Below are 20891 nucleotides of genomic sequence, written 5' to 3' on the forward strand. Positions count from 1 at the left end.
AAAATAGATTGTTCGGATACGGTTTGCAATCGCTAAAAAGAGTGATTTTAGATGTTTGATATACCTGTTTTTTATGACTTTTCAATCTGCCTGCAGCCATCGACTCCCACTGCTTTTGCTTTGTTTTTTATCTGAAAGAAGCTGCCGGCTGCTTTTCCTTACCGGCTTTTATATTAAAAAGATATTTGTCATAATCGTCCTAAAAGTTTATCTTTGGATAAGACTATCTTTTTTATAAAAAATAGTTAAAGAGACTATTTATTAATTGATGACGAGGTCATTGCGCTTCGTGTACGGTATAACCCACAGGAAAAGCCGTACAGCCCTTAGCCCTCTAAAATTTGATGACGATATGGAAACACCTAACATCCCTTTGAGTGAGCAAGACGAAAAAGTTCTGAACGAGCAACAGGAACAGTGCCCGGTCTCTTCTGAATCAGGAAAAGAAACGGATATTTCGGAAAAAGAATATTTGGAAACGCCTGAAGAAGAGTCTGAGGAAGAAAATGCAGAGAATAAACGTATCATAGATTTGTCGGCTTCCGAGTTGGTGGATAAATTAGCCTTGTTGCTGCAACAGGAAATTTTACCCAAGCGTCAGCAAATAGAGTCTTTCAAATCCGCTTTTTATAAGATTAAAAGCAGAGCAGAAGAGAGTAAGGAAGAAAATCCTTCATTATTGGATGAAGTGGAAGTGAACGAGCAACGGCTGAAAGACTTCTTAAATGTATTCAAGGAAAAACATCAGGCTTTTGTAGAAGAGCAAAACCGGCAAAAAGAACTGAATCTGGAAAAGAAGCGCAAACTTATTGCACGCTTGACGGAACTGCTTACAAGCACCGAGGAATTCGGCAAGATCAGCCCGGTCTTTCACGAAATCAGAACGGAGTGGAAGGATTGCGGTCCTGTATCGGAGCAGTTTGCCAATGAACTGCAGCGTGAATACAATGCTCTGGTCGAACAGTTCTACGATCTTAAACAAATTAACGATGAATTCCGCGAATATGACTTCAAAAAGAATTTGGAACAAAAGCGCGAACTTATCAATGAAGCCGAGAAACTGGCCGGGGATACGGACTTCTTAAGGGCTTTCCGGGCTTTACAGGAGTTGCATCGTCAATGGCGTGAAATAGGGCCTGTGGCACGGGATTTACGCGAAGAGATATGGGCCGAATTCAAAAAATACAGTACGATAATCAACAAAAACCATCAGGAGCATTTCGAACGTCGTAAAGAACAGGAGGAGGCCAACCTTGAGGCCAAGACAAAACTTTGCGAAGAGGTCGAACTTTTACTGACCGAGCCTGCCAATACAATTCCACAGTGGGAAGCTCTTACGAAGAAATTGTTGAAAATGCAGAATGAATGGAAACAAATCGGTTATGCTCCGAAGAAAGAAAATGAGCAAATTTATCGCCGGTTTAGAGCAGGCTGTGACCATTTCTTTGAACTCAAAAGCGAGTTTTATACGCAGATGCGTAATCAGGCAATGGCTAATCTTGAATTGAAGAGAGCTTTGCTGAAACAGGCGGAAGAACTCAAAGACAGCGAAGACTGGAAGGAAACGACCAAAAAGATGATCGAATTACAGCGTCAGTGGAAACAAATCGGGGCTGTACCCCGTAAGTACAGCAATGATATCTGGAAGCAGTTTCAAACGGCGTGCGATCATTTCTTTGAAAGAAAGAAAGAGAGCGTCGGTGATCCGAGGGCGGAAGAGAGGAATAATCTTAAACGCAAAAAAGATATCATAGCTCAAGTTCTGGAGCTTCTTAACGAAGATGATTACGAGCAGGTAAAAAAGAAGCTCAATGAACTGAATATTGAATGGAAAACAATCGGTTTCGTTCCTTTTAAGGCAAAAGAGAAAGTGTACAACGATTACCGTAAGGCTATGGACAGCGTGTATGACAAGTTTAAGGTAGACCGCAATCAACGCCGCTTGGAGGGCTATAGCGCCAGCATAGAGAAGCTGGAAAGCAGTAAAGGGCTTTCTGCGGAAAAGGCCAGAATGACACGTATTCTGGAAAGCATGCAGCAGGAGTTGATAACTTATCGAAACAATCTCAGTTTCTTTAATGTGAGCAGTAAAAAGGGAAGCAGTTTGGTAGAGGAAATGGAGCGCAAGAAACAGAAACTGGAAGAAGATATTGCACTCATGGAAGAAAAGATTGCTCTTATCGATGATAAAATGGAAGCTCAGGAATAAATCGTCGAACTCAAGCGGGTTCGAGTCTGCAGCAGAAAATAGAATAGACCCCGAAAGTTGGATAAGACTTTCGGGGCTTATTGTAAAACCGGAAAACCTCGTTTTTGTTATGAATAAATCGCACCTTTTTGGAGCAATCCCGATGTATCGGGGCAGATGCTAAAATTCGTATATTTGTACTCCGATTTTAACACCTGTTACAGATAGCCGTATTTGATTAATGAGAATCAGGGATATAGACCTTGGCAAGGAGCCGGTGCTTTTGGCTCCGATGGAAGATATTACCGACATAGCTTTCAGGCAGCTATGTAAGAGGCTTGGTGCCGATATGGTTTACTCGGAATTTCTCAGTGCAGATGCTCTTATACGTAATATAACCGGTACGACTCGAAAGCTGATAATCAACGATGAAGAGCGTCCGGTGGCAATACAGATATATGGGAGAGATACGGATACGATGGTGGAGGCTGCGAAGATCGTGGAGGAAGCGCATCCCGATGTTTTGGATATAAATTTCGGATGCCCTGTAAAACGGGTTGCCGGGAAAGGAGCCGGTAGCGGTATGCTTCGTAACATACCTTTAATGCTCGAAATAACCAAACAGGTTGTGAAAGCAGTAAAGCTGCCGGTAACCGTAAAGACCAGACTGGGTTGGGATGCCAATAGTATTATAATTGAAGATCTTGCGGAGCAGTTGCAGGATTGCGGTATAGAGGCTTTAACCATTCATGGACGCACGCGTGCTCAGATGTATACGGGCCGGGCAGACTGGGAGCCGATAGGCCGTGTGAAATCGAACCCCAGAATTCATATCCCGATAATTGGCAATGGCGATATTGCAACTCCTCAACAGGCACGCCATGCTTTTAATGTTTACGGTGTAGATGCCATTATGGTGGGGCGTGCTTCAATAGGCAGACCGTGGGTCTTTCAGGAAATTAAACATTATCTGGAACATGGAGAGCTCCCGGCCTCTCGTGATGTGGCCTTTTATATGGATATCCTTCGTTGTCTGGTGGACAATAACATCGATAAACTGGATGAAAGACGGGGAGTACTTCATAGCCGGAGGCATATTGCAGCCAGCCCGCTATTCAAGGGTATCCCTGATTTTAAGTCGCTCAAAGTTTCGATGCTTCGTGCTCCGACAAGAGCGGAGCTGATGGAGTATATGGAACAGGCGCAAACCATACTCGAAGAGATTGAAAAGAATAAAAAGATAGAATAAAAAAAGACCTGAACCGTTAATATTATAAATCGATAATCCGTTTACCGCAGAATTATGTTGTTGAAAAAGTTTATCATATCCGTCTCTTTCTTATCCGTGCTTTTATGCAGTTGCTCTGGAGGATCAAAACAGTTTGTTGTGGAAGGCAAAGTCACGGATGCCGCAGGCTGTACTTTGTTTATGGAAGAAGTTGGCACCGGTAATGTGGTGTCTTTGGATTCTGTTGTTTTGAATGAATCGGGGGAATTCAGATTTGTTCATGACGGTTCTTATTTCCCTATGTTTTACCGGTTGCGGCTCAATGGCGATGCTATTTCTTTTTCTGCAGATTCGATTACCCATTTGATCATAAAGGCATCCGGACATAACTTTTTTACCGGATATGAGCTGGTGGAATCGGATCAGGCAAACAGGCAGATTCAGGATATTGCCTACAAACGGTATAATACGGATTGCCGCATAGACAGTTTGGTTAGTTTATACGCTACGGGACTGATAGGTCCGGACAGTCTGAATAATATGGTGGGAGAAATCGCTGCTCAGTTCAAGAAAGAGATGACAACGCGTTATATATATGTGGATCCTAAAAGTCCGGCATCTTATTTTGCTTTGTTTCAAAAGAAGAACGGTGTTATGTATTTTGATGCGGAGGATAAGATGGATTCGCGTGCCTTTGCGGCCGTAGCTACTTCTTTCGACGCATTTTATCCGAATGCTCCGTATACTCCGTTTCTGAAAGATATTGCATTGAAATCGATAAAGACCACACGGCAGAAAGAAGCGCTGAAGGAGCACTTGCGCCAATTGGAGACTATTGCTCCGATCGCTTTCCCTGAAATCGAACTGCAAAACAGTCATGGGGAAAAAGTAAGTTTGACAAAAGTTGCGGAGAGAAACAGGCGAACACTTATCTGCATTACGGCTTATTCCGGAAACTGGTCTCCTGCTCTGGTAAGAACTTTGAGGGATATGTACAGCAAAAAAGATACTTATAACCTCGAAATATATGAGGTTTCTGAAGATAAGGATATCTATTATTGGCGTAATGCCTCGAGAACGCTGCCTTGGATTTGTGTTTTTGATCCGGATAATTCGGTTGTCGGGAAATATAATTTGAAGCAATTGCCTTCATTCTTTTTAATTAAAGATGGGGTATTGCATATTCTTTCTTCTCCGGAGGAAGCATTGTTGTAAGGTTTTTTGCAGAAAGGCTCTATTACCTGATTCCGGAAGGATACGCTAATATTTAGTATCTTTGTAGCTAAGAGTAAAAGAAAAATAAGAATGAGTTCGAAACGTGTTTTGTATATTTCTCAAGAAATATATCCTTATTTACCCGAAACTGAAATTTCTAAAATATCGCGAGAGTTACCTCAATCCATTCAGGAGAGGGGTAATGAAGTGAGAATATTCATGCCGCGCTATGGTATGATTAATGAGCGTCGTAATCAGCTTCATGAAGTTATCCGGCTTTCCGGTATAAATATGATTATCAATGACAATGATCATCCGCTGATCATTAAGGTTGCCTCCATACAGCAAGCGCGTATGCAGATATACTTTATTGATAATGAAGATTTTTTTAAGAGGAAAACCATGTTCAAGGTAGATAGCAAACGCCCGAACGATAATGATGAGCGTTCTATCTTTTTTGTAAGAGGAGCTTTGGAGGCAATAAAGAAACTTCGCTGGATACCCGATGTTATTCATTGTCATGGCTGGTTTACGGCCTTAGCTATGGTTTATCTTAAGAAGTTCTATCATGATGATCCCGTATTGAAAAAAGCCAAGGTGGTTTATTCTTTGTATAAGGAAGAAGAGCACAATCTCATCCCTAAAGACCTGTTCGAGAAACTTCGGTTTGATAAGATAACAGACGAAGACTTCAAAATGATGGATAATACTACGGATACCAATGCCCTTAATCGATTGGCCATATATTATGCCGATGGTATTATTCAAGGCAGTCCCGACATCGATCCGGGATTGGAAAGTTATATCAAAGAATGCGGCAAGCCGCTGCTTTCGTATCAAAACGAAGAGATGCGGGCTGAAGCATTTGATAATTTTTATAACACCTTTCTTAAATGAAAAACAGTGTATTGAAATTCCTGTGGGTTTTGCCGGCTCTATGGGTCATGGCAAGCTGTAATGATAATCTCTCGGAGGTTGGAGGCAGTATACAGCCCAAAGATGATAAAATAAGAGCCCGGGTAGACTCTGTGTCTGTCAATTATTCGACGATGCTCATGCCTTCGGTGTACAGTAATAGTCGCATCACATTGTTGGGGGAAATAAAAGATCCGTTTTATGGCAATTTTAAGGCTAATTTTATTAGTAAATTGAGGCATGCCAGAGGGTTCAAATTTGCTCACAAACCGATTGGTGGAAAAATCGATTCCTTGCAGTTGCATATCAATTATAATGTATGGGCAGGGGATTCTACGGCTATATTGAAAGCTGCCGTATATAAGATTACGGACCCGGTTAGCGGAGGTGGATATTCTCAAAAAGATTTATCCAAATTTCAGAAAGAGAAAAACTTTCTGGGATCGCTTGTATATACAGCCAAATCCGGAAAAACAGATACGCAAAGAGGATTGCGTTATTTAAGCGTTCCTCTCAGTAAGGAGTTAGGGCAGAAATTTTATGATGCTTCGATAAATAACCCCCATTTTTTCGATACACAGGAAGCCATGGAGAAAGAATTGCTCCAGGGGCTGCTGGTAACTACTACAACCGGAAGCGGCAATGTGCTGAGTGTGTATGGCATAGAGTTCAGAATCTTTTATTCTTATGAAGGCGATATAAAGGATAAGGACGGAAAGACTAAAAAGGGGTCGGTTAAGGCTGTTGAAATTTTTGCGAACACAAAAGAGCAAATACAGGTCAATGGTTTTGAAAACTCGCAGATTGAAGACCTTTTGATCCCTAATGACAAATATACTTACATAAAATCTCCTGCCGGGGTGGTCACTAAAATGCTCATTAAAAAAGAGGAGTTGGTAAAGGCTTTGGACCGTAGCGGTAAGGGGTACAATCCGGCCAAAAGGTGGTTGTTGAACGAAGCTCAGCTAAAAATAGATGTGGAGCAACCGGATCCTAAAGTAACGGAAATGGCTCCGCCGCCATACCTTATTTTACTTGCCGCCGATTCTTTGAAAAACTTTTTTGAAAAGAATTACACTGAACTTACTCATCCTGAATCGGCTTTCCTGTCTACGATATATTCCATAGAACATCGTTATTATAATTTTAGCAATATATCTCCATTGATCAGTAAACATTTAAAAGAACATGCCAAATATTTGCCGGACGGTAAAATAGCTTTAGATAAGGATCTGGAAGCTGTAATCGTACCGGTACAAAAGTTCACGGTGAATTCTTTGGATAAAAATGTAACGAGTGAGATCAATAATTTTATTTTTCCGGCTGCTGCCAAACTGAAGACATCCGGCCGTGCCAGAAAAGTGGGAATTATCAGTACCGAATACAATAAGCAATAAGTTTTTGCCCATAGATAAGAATACACTTTCCCGATCATCTTTTCCTCCTACAAGGTTTTTATCTTGTAGTTGTGCTTAAAGAGAACCGGTTTGAGTGGCATTTAATTTATATGGATTATATGAAGAATTTGAAAACCAGATTAATAACCATGAATTTTCTCCAGTTTTTCATTTGGGGAGCATGGTTGATCTCTTTAGGTCGTTACTGTGGCAAAGTGATGCATTTCGATGGTTTGGAAATCGGGAACCTGTTCGGTACGATGGGAATTGCCTCCATTTTTATGCCGGGATTGATGGGAATAGTGGCCGATAAATGGTTGAATGCGGAAAAATTATTGGCTCTTCTTCATTTTTTCGGAGCTCTGGCTTTAGTCTTTGTGGCTACCATTGCCCCGACTTCGGATGGCTCTAATTATTGGCTTTTCTATAGCGGTATTTTGATGATTTCTATTTTTTATATGCCCACAATTTCATTGACCAATGCCATAGCTTATTCGACATTGGAACGGGCAAAATACGATATAGTAAAAACTTTTCCCCCGATTCGAGTATGGGGTACGGTGGGCTTTATCCTTGCCATGTGGAGTGTAAATATAAGTGGGGCAATGGATTCAAACTTACAACTCTATATCAGTGCCGCTGCTTCCGTTGTGTTGGCAATATACTCTCTGACACTTCCCAAATGTCCGCCTGTGGGTAAAGGGAAAAAGCAAAAAAACTCCTTATTGTCTTCTTTGGGTTTGGATGCGTTTATTCTGTTTAAGGATAAAAAGATGGCCGTTTTCTTTGTTTTTTCGATGTTGTTGGGGGCGGCTTTGCAGGTAACCAATACTTATGGCAATATATTTTTGGACAGTTTCAATTCTCTTTTTCCGGACAGTTTTGCTGTCAAGTATCCTAATATTTTATTGTCTCTGTCGCAAGTTTCCGAAACCTTGTTTATTTTGGCCATACCTTTCTTCCTGAGTAAATATGGTATTAAGCGTGTTATGATTATGAGCATGTTGGCCTGGGTTTTGCGTTTTGGTTTCTTTGGAATAGGAGATCCGGGTATGCCGGGAGTCATTTTCCTTGTTCTTTCTATGATCGTATATGGAATGGCTTTTGATTTTTTCAATATTTCCGGTTCCATGTTCGTAGAAAAAGAGGCCAATCCGTCAATGAGAGCCAGTGCACAAGGGCTTTTTATGATTATGACAAATGGTTTGGGGGCAATCATCGGTGGTTTTGCCAGTGGTTCTGTGGTCAAATTGTTGACTGATGCAGAGGGCATTACAAACTGGTCTGCGGCATGGTTTATTTTTGCGGGATATGCATTGACAATAAGCATTCTGTTCGCTTTCCTTTTTAACTATAGAGAGCAGCCGGAAACGAAGAAACAATAAAAGGCTCTATTTCTGTGTTATTTCTATGTAATAGGCGGTATAGTTCTCGTAAAAAAATATTTTCTTTGTGCTTTGTGACAAAAACGAACAGTAAGGCATAATTGAGATATAAATTACCGGTGAACTTAGTAATAGATCAAGGAAATAGTGTTTGCAAGGTGGCTTTCTTTGAACAGGGCAGTATGGTGAAAGCCTATGTATTGCCTCATTTCAGAGCCTATTCTGCAAAAAAAATATTGGAGCGGCACCCTCAGATTGAACAATGTGTTTATTGTTCCGTAGCAGGTGATGATGGAGAACTTTTAGCTGAAATTCGCAAAAAAGCAAGTGTGATGATTGTGAATGGGGCTACACCGGCACCTATAGAAGTTCGCTACGATAGAAACAAACTCGGGGGGGACCGGTTGGCTGCAGCGGTGGGGGCACATTTTTTAGCTCCGGAAAATACCGAGATTCTTGTTATAGACAGTGGCACGGCTGTTACCTATGAGAGAATTGATGCAGAAGGCGTTTATTGGGGAGGAAATATTTCTCCCGGCTTGCAGGCAAGATATCGTGCTTTACACGAGTTTACGGGTAAATTACCTTGGATGAGAAGGCCGATGCACGGAGACTGGACCGGGTTTTACGGTCAGAATACGGAGGATGCTATTAAAGCCGGTGTTTTGCGTGGCATGCTGTACGAGATGGATGGTTATATAGACGAACTTAAAAAGATATATCCGTTTTTATGGACTTTTTTGGCCGGAGGAGATTCTTTTTATTTTGAAAGCAGACTTAAAAATAAGACCTTTGCACTTAGAGATTTGGTTGTGATTGGTCTGAATAGACTTTTGGAGTTTAATAAACAATGAAGAATAATAGATATCAGCTCTGTAGGATTGTGAGCAACAGGCTTTGTGGTATATTGGGAGTGATAACATTCTTAATGGTTACTTCCTCAGTTATGTTGGCGCAAAGTAACAGCACAGAGTCTCCATACACTCGATATGGTTTGGGACGGTTGGGAAACAGAACGCTTACTGCTACCCGCTCTATGGGAGGAATTGGGAACGGGGTGAGAAACGGAACTATTACAAACCCCAAGAATCCGGCGTCTTATACAGCGGTAGACTCGTTGACTTTTATTTTTGATTTTGGGGCATCGATAAGTACGGCCTGGTATAAAGAAGAGGGGGCAAGCAATAATCGTATTTTAGGAAATTTTGAACATGCCACCATCCTTTTCCCGGTTACTGACTTTATGGCCATGAGTGCAGGTATTTTACCTTTCGCTCAGGCAGGCTATAATTTTGGTAATATTGAACCATTGGAGGCAACAGAAAACGGCAAATTTTTACGCCACTATACCGGCAAGGGACACATCAATGATATTTATTTAGGATTGGCCATAGAGCCTTTTAAGCACTTTTCCATAGGTGTAAATACATCTTATATCTTTGGCAATATTTCTCATTACCGTAAAGCCCAACATTTTACGCCTGCTCCGTTTAACCCGGTTTTTTTAGATCATCTGAACTTAAAAGGAGTGCGGGTAAATCTGGGGCTTCAGTACAGAATCGGACTCGACAAAGAGAATAAATCTTCGATTGTGCTGGGTGCTACCTACAGTCCGAATATGAAAATGAGGTCCGAGTTGATACGTTCAAATACAATGATTACACCGGGCGGTTCTTCTCCTTTCATTCAAGTCGATACGTTAACCAGTTCTGATGCTTATTCCATTCCACAGGCAATTGGGGTTGGTCTTACTTATGAAAAGGCCGACAAACTGATGCTCGGTGCCGATTTTGATTATACGATGTGGAAAGATGCTCATTTTCATAATCCTCAAAGCGAGTTTGTCAATCAATGGCAGGTGGCTTTAGGCGGACAATATATTCCGGACAATATGCAGCGTTCTTTCTGGAGCAGGACAGCTTACCGTTTCGGCATATCGGCAGAAAACTCATATATCAACTTGCCTGTTACCGATACTAAATATGATGGTTTTCACTCTTTGAGAGCGAGCATAGGAGCCGGATTCCCATTGATAGATTTGAGATCCAGACTGAACTTTGGTATCGAGTATGGTCTTACTCTGCCAAAGTCCAAAGGAATGATTACTGAACATACGTTGATGTTTACCATGGGAATAACCTTTAATGAAGGATGGTTCAGAAAATTGAGACTGGAATAAACATTTTTCTTTTTTTACATCTAAAGTATTAAAGAAGTTATTTTTTAGGTATTTTTATACACATTTAGAAGAGAAGATTTATTATTAAACAGAATAACGAACAACGATGAAACTAAAGAATCTCATTTTAGCAGCAACTCTGAGTGTGTTTTCATTTAGTGCATTTGCTCAAACAGGAGTTCAAACCGGTACTCCTTATGGATCTGGAGAAGATAGCATCCGCTGTCTGAATAATGTCAGTTTGTTAAGTAACAACGCAAAAAATAAAAACTATGCAGACGCAGAGCCTTTTTGGCGTCAGGCATATACCGAATGTCCGGGTGCACATAAGAATATTTACATTTATGGTGCCCAGATTTTGAATTGGAAAATTAGCCAGGAAACTGATTCAGCAAAACGTATGTCTTTAATTAATGAATTGATTGAGATGTACGATAAACGTGTTCAATACTTTGGAAATGATATGCGCTACGGTAAAGATTGGATCATTGCCGTAAAGACAAATGATTATGTGCGTCTTATGGGGAAAGATGCAGATTATAAAAAGGTATATCAGTGGCTGACTCCCGTTGTTCAGGAACTGAAAGAAAATACCTCTCCGAATGCTCTGTATTATTATACGTTTGCATCTTTGAATATAGCCATTGATGATACGATGAAGAAACAGGAATATATCAATGACTATATGTTAAGTGCAAAGTATCTGGATTCACAGTTGAAAACTGCAACAACAGACAAGCAAAGAGAAGCGATTCAGAACTACAAAGATCCGATGGATGATATCTTTGCAAGAAGCGGTTTTGCCAGTTGTGAGATGTTGTTGGACTTGTATAAAGAGGCAGATATAGAGGAGCATAAGGCAGATTCTTCTTATTTGAAAACGATGACTGCAATTTTCCAAGAGTCCGGATGTGAGTCTCCTGTATACTATAAAGCCGCTAAATATCTGTTTGATTTGACCCCGAGCGTTAATGCGGCAATCGGTTTGGCTCGCGAAGCTTTATCGAACAACAAGAATGCTGAAGCTATGGGGTATCTGGATAAGGCCGTTACCATGTCAAAAGATGCAAAGGAACGTGCAAGCTGTTACTATACGATGGCTGTGATCAAGATGAGAGAGCGCAACTATGCGCAAGCCAGAACTTTCTGTAATAAGGCTTTGGCGGAGAATCCCGAAAAGGGCGACCCTCATATCCTGATTGCCCAAATGTATGCTTCTTCTGCCAGCAGTATTTTCCCGAATGACCCGGTAAAACAACGCTGTGTTTACTATCTGGTCGTAGACCGTTTGATCAAGGCTCGAAGTGTAGACCCTCAAATTGCAGCAAGAGTGAATAATTTGATTGCTAATTATTCAAGATCTTTCCCTTCTGCTTCAGACGTATTCATGCACCCGGAATTGGGTAAAGGAAAGAGCTTCTTTGTCGGAGGTTGGATCGGAGAGTCTACAGTAATCAGATAATAGCTCTTTATGGACGAACTCCCAACGCACGAACAGCGTCGTCTTAATAAATATTTCGTATGGCATACCTCTCGTGGAGCATCCGGTAAAAAGGATGGGAAGCGGGGTGTATGCCATACCCTATTGTATTTGTTTCCTTTTTCTATCGTTCGTTTTTTTCTTCCTGTCGCCGTTGTCCTGAGTACGTTTGCCGGGTGCGGAGGAACTCAGACTGAAGAGGATAGTTCGGAAAATATATTGGATACTATGTTTTCTATTAAAACGACAGACGTGAGTATGTTGGTTTCTGATTCGGGAGTTGTTCAGTATAAGTTGGATGCGGCCGAGTGGTTGATTTATGATAAGCCGGAGAAGAAGCAATGGTTATTCAACAAGGGATTTTACCTTGAAAATTTTGATACGCTAAAGAATGTAAAAGCCATGGTTTCTTCCGATACGGCGATTCAATATGTGGAGAAGGAGTTGTGGGAGTTGATCGGGCATGTAGTGATTAAAGATTTACAGGGTAATCAGGTGTACTCTCCGCATTTGTTTTGGGATAAAAAGAACAGGAATATTTATTCCAACGATTCCATCTATATCATGACCCCCGATAGGATATTGCGTGGAAACTCTTTTTGGGGGAAAGATGATTTAAGTGAATATACTCTTTACGAAAGTTCAGGCATTATTGATATTAATGAGGACGGTTATGCTCAGGAACCGGTTGTTAAAAGTTCTGACTCTCTGAATACAAATACGGGTGCCCGAGATTCTCTCCAAAAACGGGACAGTATTGCGTTGCTTTCTAATCGCACCGGCCGTATCAGACCTAAAAGCAAAATCAGTCCTGAAGACACGATAAATTAATCTTTATTTTACCGGATGATTTATATTTATATCATTATAGCGTTAGCCTTTTCTGCTCTATTTTCGGGTTTTGAGATTGCCTTTCTGTCTTCCGATAAGCTAAGATTGCAAATCGATAGAAACAGAGGCGGCATAAACGGTAAAATACTGGATTTCTTTTATAGCCGTCCGAATAACTTTGTTACCACATTACTTGTCGGTAATAATATTGCATTGGTTATTTACGGCCTTTTTATCGCAAAATTGCTTGAGCCATGGTTGCAGAGCGTGTTGCATAATGATATGCTTGTTTTGCTCGTTCAATCGCTGATTTCCACTGTTATTATTCTTATTACGGGAGAATATATTCCGAAAGCCTCTTTTAAGAAGAATGCTAACGGAGCTATCCGCCTTTTTGCTCCTTTTATCTTTCTTCTCTATATCATTCTTTTTCCGGTTACTTTGTTTTTTTCACTTTTATCTTCCTTTATTCTGTTTATCATGGGTCAGAAGAGAATATCTACGGATATTACCCCCACATTGTCCACAGTAGATCTGGAGCATTATCTCAGTCAGAATATGCCGGAAGAGAGTAATTCCAATGTATTGGGAACAGAGGTCAAAATCATGCAAAATGTGATTGAATTCCCTTCGTTGCAGATACGGGACTGTATGATACCGCGCAATGAAATTATTGCAGTAGAACTGGCTACTCCGCGTGCAGAGCTGGAGCAGCTTTTTACTTCTACCGGACTTTCCAAGATTATTGTTTATCAAGAAACTATAGATCAGATTATCGGCTATATTCATTCAAACGAAACATTCAAGAAAGATACCTGGCAAAAACACATTGTGCCCGCAATATATGTACCCGAAAGTATGCTTGCTGCAAAACTCATGCGTCAATTAATGCAGAAAAAACGGAGTATTGCCATCGTGATAGACGAATTGGGAGGTACGGCCGGACTGGTTACGCTGGAAGATGTCGTGGAGGAAATTTTTGGTGATATTGAGGACGAACATGATACCAATAAATACGTTGCCAAACAGCTTGATGAAGAAACTTACATCCTAAGCGGCCGCATGGAAATAGATGATATTAACGAACAGTTCAATTTGAGTATCCCTGAAAGCGACGACTATCAAACAATTGCCGGATTTATCCTGAATCATTATCCTAATATTCCTCAAAAAGGCGAGACGTTAATTATCAATCAGTATAAATTTGAAATACTGCGTTCTTCTTCCACAAAAATCGAGTTGGTAAAAATGAAAGTGTTGGAGATTTGATTTTGTTTTGTCTTTGATAAGATAAACTGCCACAGGTATTTCATTGAGAAATCATTCACACTTTGTATCTTTGTACGCTTAGAAATATCGAGAATTACAACAAACTAAATATAAATGACAACTTTAGAGAAAATCAGAAGCAATGCAGCCCTGTTAATTACAGTTATTGCAGTGGCTCTTTTTGCCTTTATCATTGGCGATGGACTTCGTTCCGGCTCAACCTTCTTTCAACAGAAGAAAGAAGTGGCACTAAACATCGACGGAGAAACTGTTTCTATTCATGATTATCAGGTACGATTGAAGGAGATGGAACAGTTAGCAGAGCAAAGCGGTCAGAAGTTGAATGATCAACAACGTATGATGATTAACAATCAGTTGACTCAGGAATATATTACCACAGAAGCTCTTAGAAAGATTTCCGAAGGAATCGGACTTAAAGTAAGACCGTCAGAGTTGTATGCCTTAATTAATGGCGAAGGCCTCTCTACGTCACCTTTGGCACAACAGTTCTTTGCCCAGTTTGGAATTAATGCAGCTGATCCTGAAGCAGTAAACGGTTTTATTCGTCAAATCAGCGAAGATAATATCAAGAGTTTGCCCACCCAGCAGCAATCTTATCTCAGAGAGATTCAAAGTCAGTGGACAGCTTTGCAGAGATCTATCAAGGCGAATCGCTTGCAGGAGAAATTAGGCTCTTTGTTGTCAAGAACTTTTGCTATTAACAAGGTCGATTTGGAATTGGAGCAGGGAAATTCTACCCGCAGTGTTGCTCTTGTTCGTACATCGACAGCGATGATTTCTGATTCTACTGTCAGTATAACAGATGAAGAACTGAAGAAATACTACAACGATCACAAGGAATTCTTTGCCATGAAGTTTCCTGCAACCGAGGTCGATTATATTAATCTGAAAGTTGTTCCCAGTACTGCCGACTATAAAACTGCAGCAGAAGAAAAAGATAAGGTTATTCAAGACTTGACTCAGGAAGGGGATGAAGAGAATGCGATTCGTAATTTCAATGATAAATTTCTGGCAAAATCGTTCTATACATTAGCAGAACTCGAACAAATGGGATTTGGTACGGATAACATTAACTTCATTAAGACTGCAGCAGTGGGTTCCGTAAATGCACCGGAGTTAATCAATGATAAATACTCTATTTTCAAGCTGATTGCAAAGAAAACTTCTCCTGCCGATCTTAACGTAAGAATGATAGCATTGGACTCTGCCGGTGTAAGTAAGGTAGATTCTTTGCAAAAAGCTCTTGAACAGGGTGCTGACTTTGCAGAGATGGCTAAACAATACAGTATTGACCCTCAAACGAAAGACAATGGCGGTTTGATTTCTTATACCAATAACTATGGTATGGTTCAGAAAGAGATTTCAGAGGCTGCGGCATACCAGATGGGTATCGGAGAGTTATTTGAAAAACCGGTCGGCAACATTGTTCGCATTACCCCTCAGGGTCAGAACAATGGCGTGTTATTGTTAAAAGCTGAAGCTCCGGGTGCTTCTGTAGAGAAATATAAATTTGTTTATGCCGGCATTCCGGTAAACTTCTCCGATAAAACTTATAATGAAAAGTATACTCAAATTAACAATATTCTCATCCAGGGTGGAACTTTCGAAGATATGGCTAAGAAAGCAGAAGCTGCGGGTATCGATGTCGTTCGCAAAACGATGGTTTATACTCAAACGCCACAGCTTGGCAATATCCCGGAATCCAGAGAAATCATCAGTTGGGCTCTTAAGGCAGAAGCCGGTGAAGTGGGTGAGAAGTTATTCCGTGCAGGCGTTGACAATCTGGTGATAGCTGCCGTGAACAAACATATCCCGGCCGGATATGTGCCCATGGATGTTGTTAAGGATCAGATCAAAGATCGAATTCAGGTAGAGAAAAGGGGAGAGATGCTGGTGAAAAATCTTGAAAATAAAAAGTTGAGTTCTTTGGAGGCTTATGCTGAAAATCTGAGTTCCAAAATAGATACTCTGGTTGGTGTGAATTATCAGGTTAGAGGTTCGGAAGCTCCTGAATTCAATGGATATGCAATGACAACCGTTGTAGGGAAACTGTCTGCTCCATTTTCTGCCGGTACAGAAGTTATGGTTGTTAAGCCTTTGAGTGAAGAGAAACCGGCTTCAATAGAAACCGTTAACAGTGCTTTAACGCTTCAACGTAGAGCCGATCTTAGTCGTCAAATGAGTTACAGGGCTTTCAATTATATTCTTCAGAATATTAAAGTGGAAGATAATAGAGCTCGCTTCTATTGATCATAACTCCTTTCATATAGATAAGAGAAGGGTGTGGTAAAATCCAAGTTTTGCCACACCCTTCTCTTTTTGTTCCCCGGTAAGAAATATATATTTTTGTTATATCTAAAAAAGAGAGAAGATGAATCGTTATACAATCCGTTTGGTTATATTTTCTGCGGCTCTGTCTTTGTTTTTTACCGGCTGTGACCGCGCAAAGAAAAAAGGAGCAGAGCTGCTCTTACAACGCACTGACAGTGCCAGAATTGCAGGAGATTTCGCTTTGGCTTATTCGCTGCTCGACACGTTGAACAATACTTATTTGACTGATACCGTTTCACGTCGCGAGGGCATTACTCTCAGAAAGGTTATTATGCTGGATGAGGCAAAACGAAACTTGAATTATATAGACAGTGTTTCCCCTCAATTGGAGCAGGCCATAGAGAAGGCTATGGTGGGATTTGTGAAAGTTCACAATGAAGAATATAATACGACCGTCGAGTATTATCTCCCGAATTTGCTACCTGAGAAAAACCTGCAACGCAGTTATTTGCGGGCGTCTGCAAATGAGTATGGCGGATTTATTCTGACTTCTGTTTACCGTGGCTCTCGTGCACTCGATCATACGGCTGTATGTTTGACGCCGAATGGAAATCTGTCACCGGTTTATACCTCAGTTGTGCCATATGACGGCGGACTCAACTACCGTTATCGCGATGGTGGTACTTATGTCGAACTTGTTACCTTTCCTGTTGCTGAAAGCATGTCAATCGGGGATTTGTTTACCCAGGCTGTACGGGAGAAGTTGACGATAAAAATGGATTATTTGGCCGGTGAAAATAAAGTAATGAATACGATCAGACTGTCAGTCGAAGATATTTTAGCCATCAGTCGTACTGCCGAACTGGCACACCTGCTGAGCGAGCAGAACCGTTTGCGTAAGAATGCAGAAACAGCAAGAAAAAGGATTGAGCGGTTGGAAAGTGGCAAGCAAATTGAAAACTAAGAATTTATGAGTGGCCAAATAATTCGGGAGTTGCAGTCGCAAGTTCATTTTTCCGGTTATGTTGAACCTGAGGAAAACATTGTGGTGCGTGGTGCACGTGTAAATAATCTTAAAAATATAGATGTTGAAATCCCCCGTGGCAAGCTGGTCGTTATTACAGGTGTGAGCGGTTCGGGGAAGAGTTCATTGGCTTTTGATACACTGTATGCCGAGGGGCAGCGCAGATATGTCGAAAGCCTTTCGGCTTATGCCCGGCAGTTTTTGGGACGGATGCCCAAACCCGAGTGCGATTTGATACGGGGTATCCCTCCTGCGGTTGCCATAGAACAGCGTGTGATTAGTCAAAATCCGCGAAGCACAGTGGCTACGAGTACGGAGATTTATGAGTATTTGCGCTTGTTGTATGCCCGTATCGGTAAAACTATTTCTCCCGTCAGCGGTGAAGAGGTCAAGAAACATACGGTTCATGATGTTGTCGAATATGTGTCGACTCAGCCCGAAGGAGCCCGGATTTATGTACTTGTTCCTCTCAATTTTCCGAAAGGACGTAAGGTGTTGGAACATCTCGATGTTCTTTTGCAGCAGGGATATACCCGTTTGATGATTGGGGATGAGATGTTGCGTATTAATGATTTGCTCAATGATAAGAAAATCTCTTTTCACAATGCGGATGTTTTCCTGCTGATGGATCGACTGATTTGCGGTGCAGAAGACAAGGTCTTTCTCAGTCGTCTTGCAGACTCTGTCGAGTCTGCTTTTTTTGAAGGTCATGGCGTATGTCTTGTTCGGGTAGATGTAGAAAGAGAAGCGCCTGTTTTCAAAGAGTTCAGCAATGTTTTCGAAGCCGACGGTATTGCTTTCCGGGAGCCTTCACCCGAGATGTTCAGTTTCAATAACCCTATCGGTGCCTGCCCGGAATGTGAAGGTTTCGGTCTGGTTATGGGAATAGATGAGGATCTTGTTATTCCGGATAAAAGTAAAAGTTTGTATGAGGGTTGTGTGGCTTGTTGGATAGGCCCCAAGTCTTCCGAGTGGCAGAAGTATTTTATTCGGATGGCTGTGCCTTACGGTTTTCCCATCCACAGACCTTATATGGAATTGACTCGGGAAGAGAAAGAACTTCTTTGGCATGGTAGCCCCGGTGTAGACGGCGAACCGGAAATCGAGGGTATAGACGCATATTTCGGGATGCTGCAACGCGAAATGCATAAGATACAAAATCGTGTTCGTCTGGCACATTTTAGAGGAAAAACGTTATGCCCTACCTGCAAGGGACAACGATTGAAAAAGGATGCCCTTTGTGTGCGGATTGGTGGATTGAATATATCGGAGCTTGTAACCCTTACTGTAGATGACGCCCGTAAATGGTTTGCCGGTTTACAGCTCACTCCTTCCGAACAGCATATTGCCAAACGTTTATTGCTTGAGATTACCAATCGTTTGGCTTTTTTGGATGATGTGGGTTTAGGATACCTGACGTTGGACCGCCTCTCCAATACGCTTTCCGGCGGTGAGAGCCAGCGTATCAGTCTGGCTACGCAGCTGGGCAGCAGTCTCGTGGGTTCTCTTTATGTATTGGACGAGCCGAGCATTGGTCTTCATCCGCGCGATACGGAGCGTTTGATCAGTGTGGTCACACGGTTAAGAGATCTGGGCAATACGGTAGTGGTGGTGGAGCATGACCGTGAGATGATGGAAGCCGCCGACTTTATTATAGATATAGGACCTGATGCCGGGCGATTGGGCGGACGGGTCGTGTATGCAGGGCCGGCCGGGGAGATTAACGATACGACTCCAGGCTATACCGCCGCTTATTTGATGGGTAAAGACCGGATTGAGCAGCCTCCTTATCGCCGGAAATGGAACCGGTACATTGAAGTTAAAGGAGCCTACAAACACAATTTGAAAAATATCGATGTCCGTTTTCCCCTGAACGTAATGACTGTGGTAACGGGCGTGAGCGGATCGGGTAAAAGTACGCTGGTACGTGAAATCTTTGCACAGGGTTTGATCAGAAAACTCTCGGGAGATTCTTTGGGCAGTATCGGCTGTTCCGATATTTTGGGAGATTGGCAGTGCATAACCTCTGTGCAGTATGTCGACCAAAGCAATATCGGCCGCAGTTCACGTTCTAATCCGTCGACTTACGTGGGTGCGCATGACGAAATACGTAAACTGTTTGCAGACCAACCGCTCAGCCGCCAAATGGGTTTCAAACCCTATTATTTCAGTTTTAATAAAGAGGGAGGCCGGTGCGAGAATTGCAAGGGAGACGGTTCTATTACCATAGAGATGCAGTTTATGGCAGATATTACGCTACCTTGTGAAGAATGCGGAGGCAAACGTTTTACCAAGGAGATTCTGGAAGTAAAATACGCCGGTGCGAATATCTATGAGATCCTCGAGATGACTGTAAATCAGGCCATAGAATTCTTCACTGAACATCCGGCTGCAGGATTTACCGAAAAGATTATTAAACGGCTGAAACCCCTTCAGGATGTCGGTTTGGGATATATTAAACTGGGGCAGAACAGTTCCACACTTTCCGGCGGAGAAAATCAACGTGTCAAACTTGCTTACTATCTTACTCATAGTACTAATGCCCCCACATTGTTCATCTTTGATGAACCGACCACCGGATTGCATTATCATGATATACGTGTGCTGCTGCATGCTTTTAATGCGCTTATCGATCAAGGGCATACGGTAGTGATCGTAGAGCACAATATGGAAGTAATTAAAAGTGCCGATTGGATTATCGATATGGGACCCGAGGGTGGGGTACGAGGAGGGAATATTGTAATTGAAAATACGCCTGAGGAAGTGGCCCGTTGTCCGGGGTCATTGACCGGTAAGTACATATCCGATGAACTAATTGGTATTTGAAATGTTATTTATAAAACAAACCATTAAAAATTATAAGTATATGGGAATTCTTTGGTCTTTATTAATCGGTCTTATCGCAGGTCTTATTGCAGGAAAGATTATGCGTGGCGGTTCCATGGGATGGATCGTTAACATTATTGTAGGTATGTTGGGTGGTGCCATCGGCGGATGGGTGTTCACTCTGCTTGGTTTCGATGTTGAAGGAGGAATAATCCCCCAATTGCTTGTAGCCGTTGTGGGAGCTTGTATTCTCTTGTGGATTGTCAATCTGATTTCAGGTAAAAAGAAGGCTTAGCACCGATTTTCGATTTCTGCTTAAGATAGTCTGAATTATAAATACAAAAGGGAAGGGGGCTGTGTCAAAATTCATTTTTGGCACAGCTCCTTTTAGTTTTGGTTTGTGGTTGGTTAAGCCACCGGTTTTAGCCTTTGAGGGATATTTTTGTGTTTTTCGAGGAGGTGGAAGCGCATGAGGCCGAGATTGAGGGTTGATATAGGTCTTTTGGGAGTGTTTTTCGCCTTTCGAGCAACCTTAGCACATAGTTTCTTCAGATTAAAGGCCATAGCTAGAAAGGCGAAGTCCATCTTGACCTGCTCTAAGCCCATATGTCTGAAACGCCGATACCCCATGTTGGCCTTGAATTGCGCAAAGACTGCCTCCG

Annotated in this window: 15 protein-coding genes and 1 pseudogene; 15 read left to right on the forward strand and 1 reads right to left on the reverse strand. The window is 41.8% G+C overall.

The genetic code is table 11. From position 1 onward, the window contains the following. Nucleotides 1-268: 268 nt before the first annotated feature. The 15 genes from A3GI_RS0104575 (at nt 269) to A3GI_RS0104645 (ending at nt 20524) form a co-directional block, all read left to right on the forward strand. Nucleotides 269-2209 carry a DUF349 domain-containing protein gene (locus A3GI_RS0104575; protein WP_018360299.1) on the forward strand — a complete coding sequence of 647 codons (1941 nt, stop codon included), beginning with the start codon at nt 269-271 and terminating at the stop codon, nt 2207-2209. A gap of 220 nt (nt 2210-2429) precedes the next feature. Then, entirely contained in the window at nt 2430-3437 is a 1008-nt protein-coding gene (dusB, locus tag A3GI_RS0104580) for a tRNA dihydrouridine synthase DusB (protein WP_018360300.1), read from the forward strand. Nucleotides 3438-3575: 138 nt separating this feature from the next. Then, the gene (locus A3GI_RS0104585; protein WP_162151380.1) at nt 3576-4631 is read left to right on the forward strand and encodes a peroxiredoxin family protein; all 1056 of its coding nucleotides are present in this window, start codon (nt 3576-3578) and stop codon (nt 4629-4631) included. Nucleotides 4632-4721: 90 nt separating this feature from the next. After that, complete coding sequence (locus tag A3GI_RS0104590; RefSeq protein WP_018360302.1) at nt 4722-5528, forward strand: glycogen/starch synthase; 807 nt, start codon at nt 4722-4724, stop codon at nt 5526-5528. After that, on the forward strand, nt 5525-6943 hold the full coding sequence (locus A3GI_RS0104595) for a DUF4270 domain-containing protein (protein ID WP_018360303.1): 1419 nt from the start codon (nt 5525-5527) through the stop codon (nt 6941-6943). Before A3GI_RS0104590 ends, A3GI_RS0104595 begins: the two co-directional genes overlap by 4 nt. 110 nt (nt 6944-7053) lie before the next feature. Continuing rightward, nucleotides 7054-8328, forward strand: a complete 1275-nt coding sequence (locus A3GI_RS0104600) for a nucleoside permease (RefSeq protein ID WP_018360304.1) — start codon at nt 7054-7056, stop codon at nt 8326-8328. A 119-nt stretch (nt 8329-8447) separates the two neighbouring features. Continuing rightward, nucleotides 8448-9182, forward strand: a complete 735-nt coding sequence (locus A3GI_RS0104605; protein ID WP_025079608.1) for a type III pantothenate kinase — start codon at nt 8448-8450, stop codon at nt 9180-9182. Further along, nucleotides 9179-10507, forward strand: coding sequence for a PorV/PorQ family protein (locus A3GI_RS0104610; protein ID WP_154647828.1), 1329 nt, complete (start codon nt 9179-9181; stop codon nt 10505-10507). The genes A3GI_RS0104605 and A3GI_RS0104610 overlap by 4 nt, the downstream gene beginning before the upstream one ends. A gap of 106 nt (nt 10508-10613) precedes the next feature. Then, the gene (locus tag A3GI_RS0104615) at nt 10614-11969 is read left to right on the forward strand and encodes a tetratricopeptide repeat protein (RefSeq protein WP_018360307.1); all 1356 of its coding nucleotides are present in this window, start codon (nt 10614-10616) and stop codon (nt 11967-11969) included. Nucleotides 11970-11978: 9 nt separating this feature from the next. After that, nucleotides 11979-12818, forward strand: coding sequence for an LPS export ABC transporter periplasmic protein LptC (gene lptC, locus A3GI_RS11170; RefSeq protein WP_018360308.1), 840 nt, complete (start codon nt 11979-11981; stop codon nt 12816-12818). Nucleotides 12819-12833: 15 nt separating this feature from the next. After that, the gene (locus A3GI_RS0104625) at nt 12834-14087 is read left to right on the forward strand and encodes a hemolysin family protein (protein ID WP_018360309.1); all 1254 of its coding nucleotides are present in this window, start codon (nt 12834-12836) and stop codon (nt 14085-14087) included. A 114-nt stretch (nt 14088-14201) separates the two neighbouring features. Continuing rightward, nucleotides 14202-16358, forward strand: a complete 2157-nt coding sequence (locus A3GI_RS0104630; protein WP_018360310.1) for a peptidylprolyl isomerase — start codon at nt 14202-14204, stop codon at nt 16356-16358. Between the two features lie 121 nt (nt 16359-16479). Next, on the forward strand, nt 16480-17343 hold the full coding sequence (locus A3GI_RS0104635; protein ID WP_018360311.1) for a hypothetical protein: 864 nt from the start codon (nt 16480-16482) through the stop codon (nt 17341-17343). 6 nt (nt 17344-17349) lie between these two features. Next, on the forward strand, nt 17350-20229 hold the full coding sequence (gene uvrA / locus A3GI_RS0104640; protein ID WP_018360312.1) for an excinuclease ABC subunit UvrA: 2880 nt from the start codon (nt 17350-17352) through the stop codon (nt 20227-20229). A gap of 40 nt (nt 20230-20269) precedes the next feature. After that, nucleotides 20270-20524, forward strand: coding sequence for a GlsB/YeaQ/YmgE family stress response membrane protein (locus A3GI_RS0104645; RefSeq protein ID WP_018360313.1), 255 nt, complete (start codon nt 20270-20272; stop codon nt 20522-20524). A gap of 206 nt (nt 20525-20730) precedes the next feature. Here the strand turns inward: A3GI_RS0104645 and A3GI_RS11975 are convergent. Continuing rightward, nucleotides 20731-20891, reverse strand: a pseudogene (locus A3GI_RS11975) (transposase); the annotation flags it as partial.

The organism is Porphyromonas macacae DSM 20710 = JCM 13914, from assembly GCF_000379945.1.
GTDB classification, from domain to species: Bacteria; Bacteroidota; Bacteroidia; order Bacteroidales; family Porphyromonadaceae; genus Porphyromonas; species Porphyromonas macacae.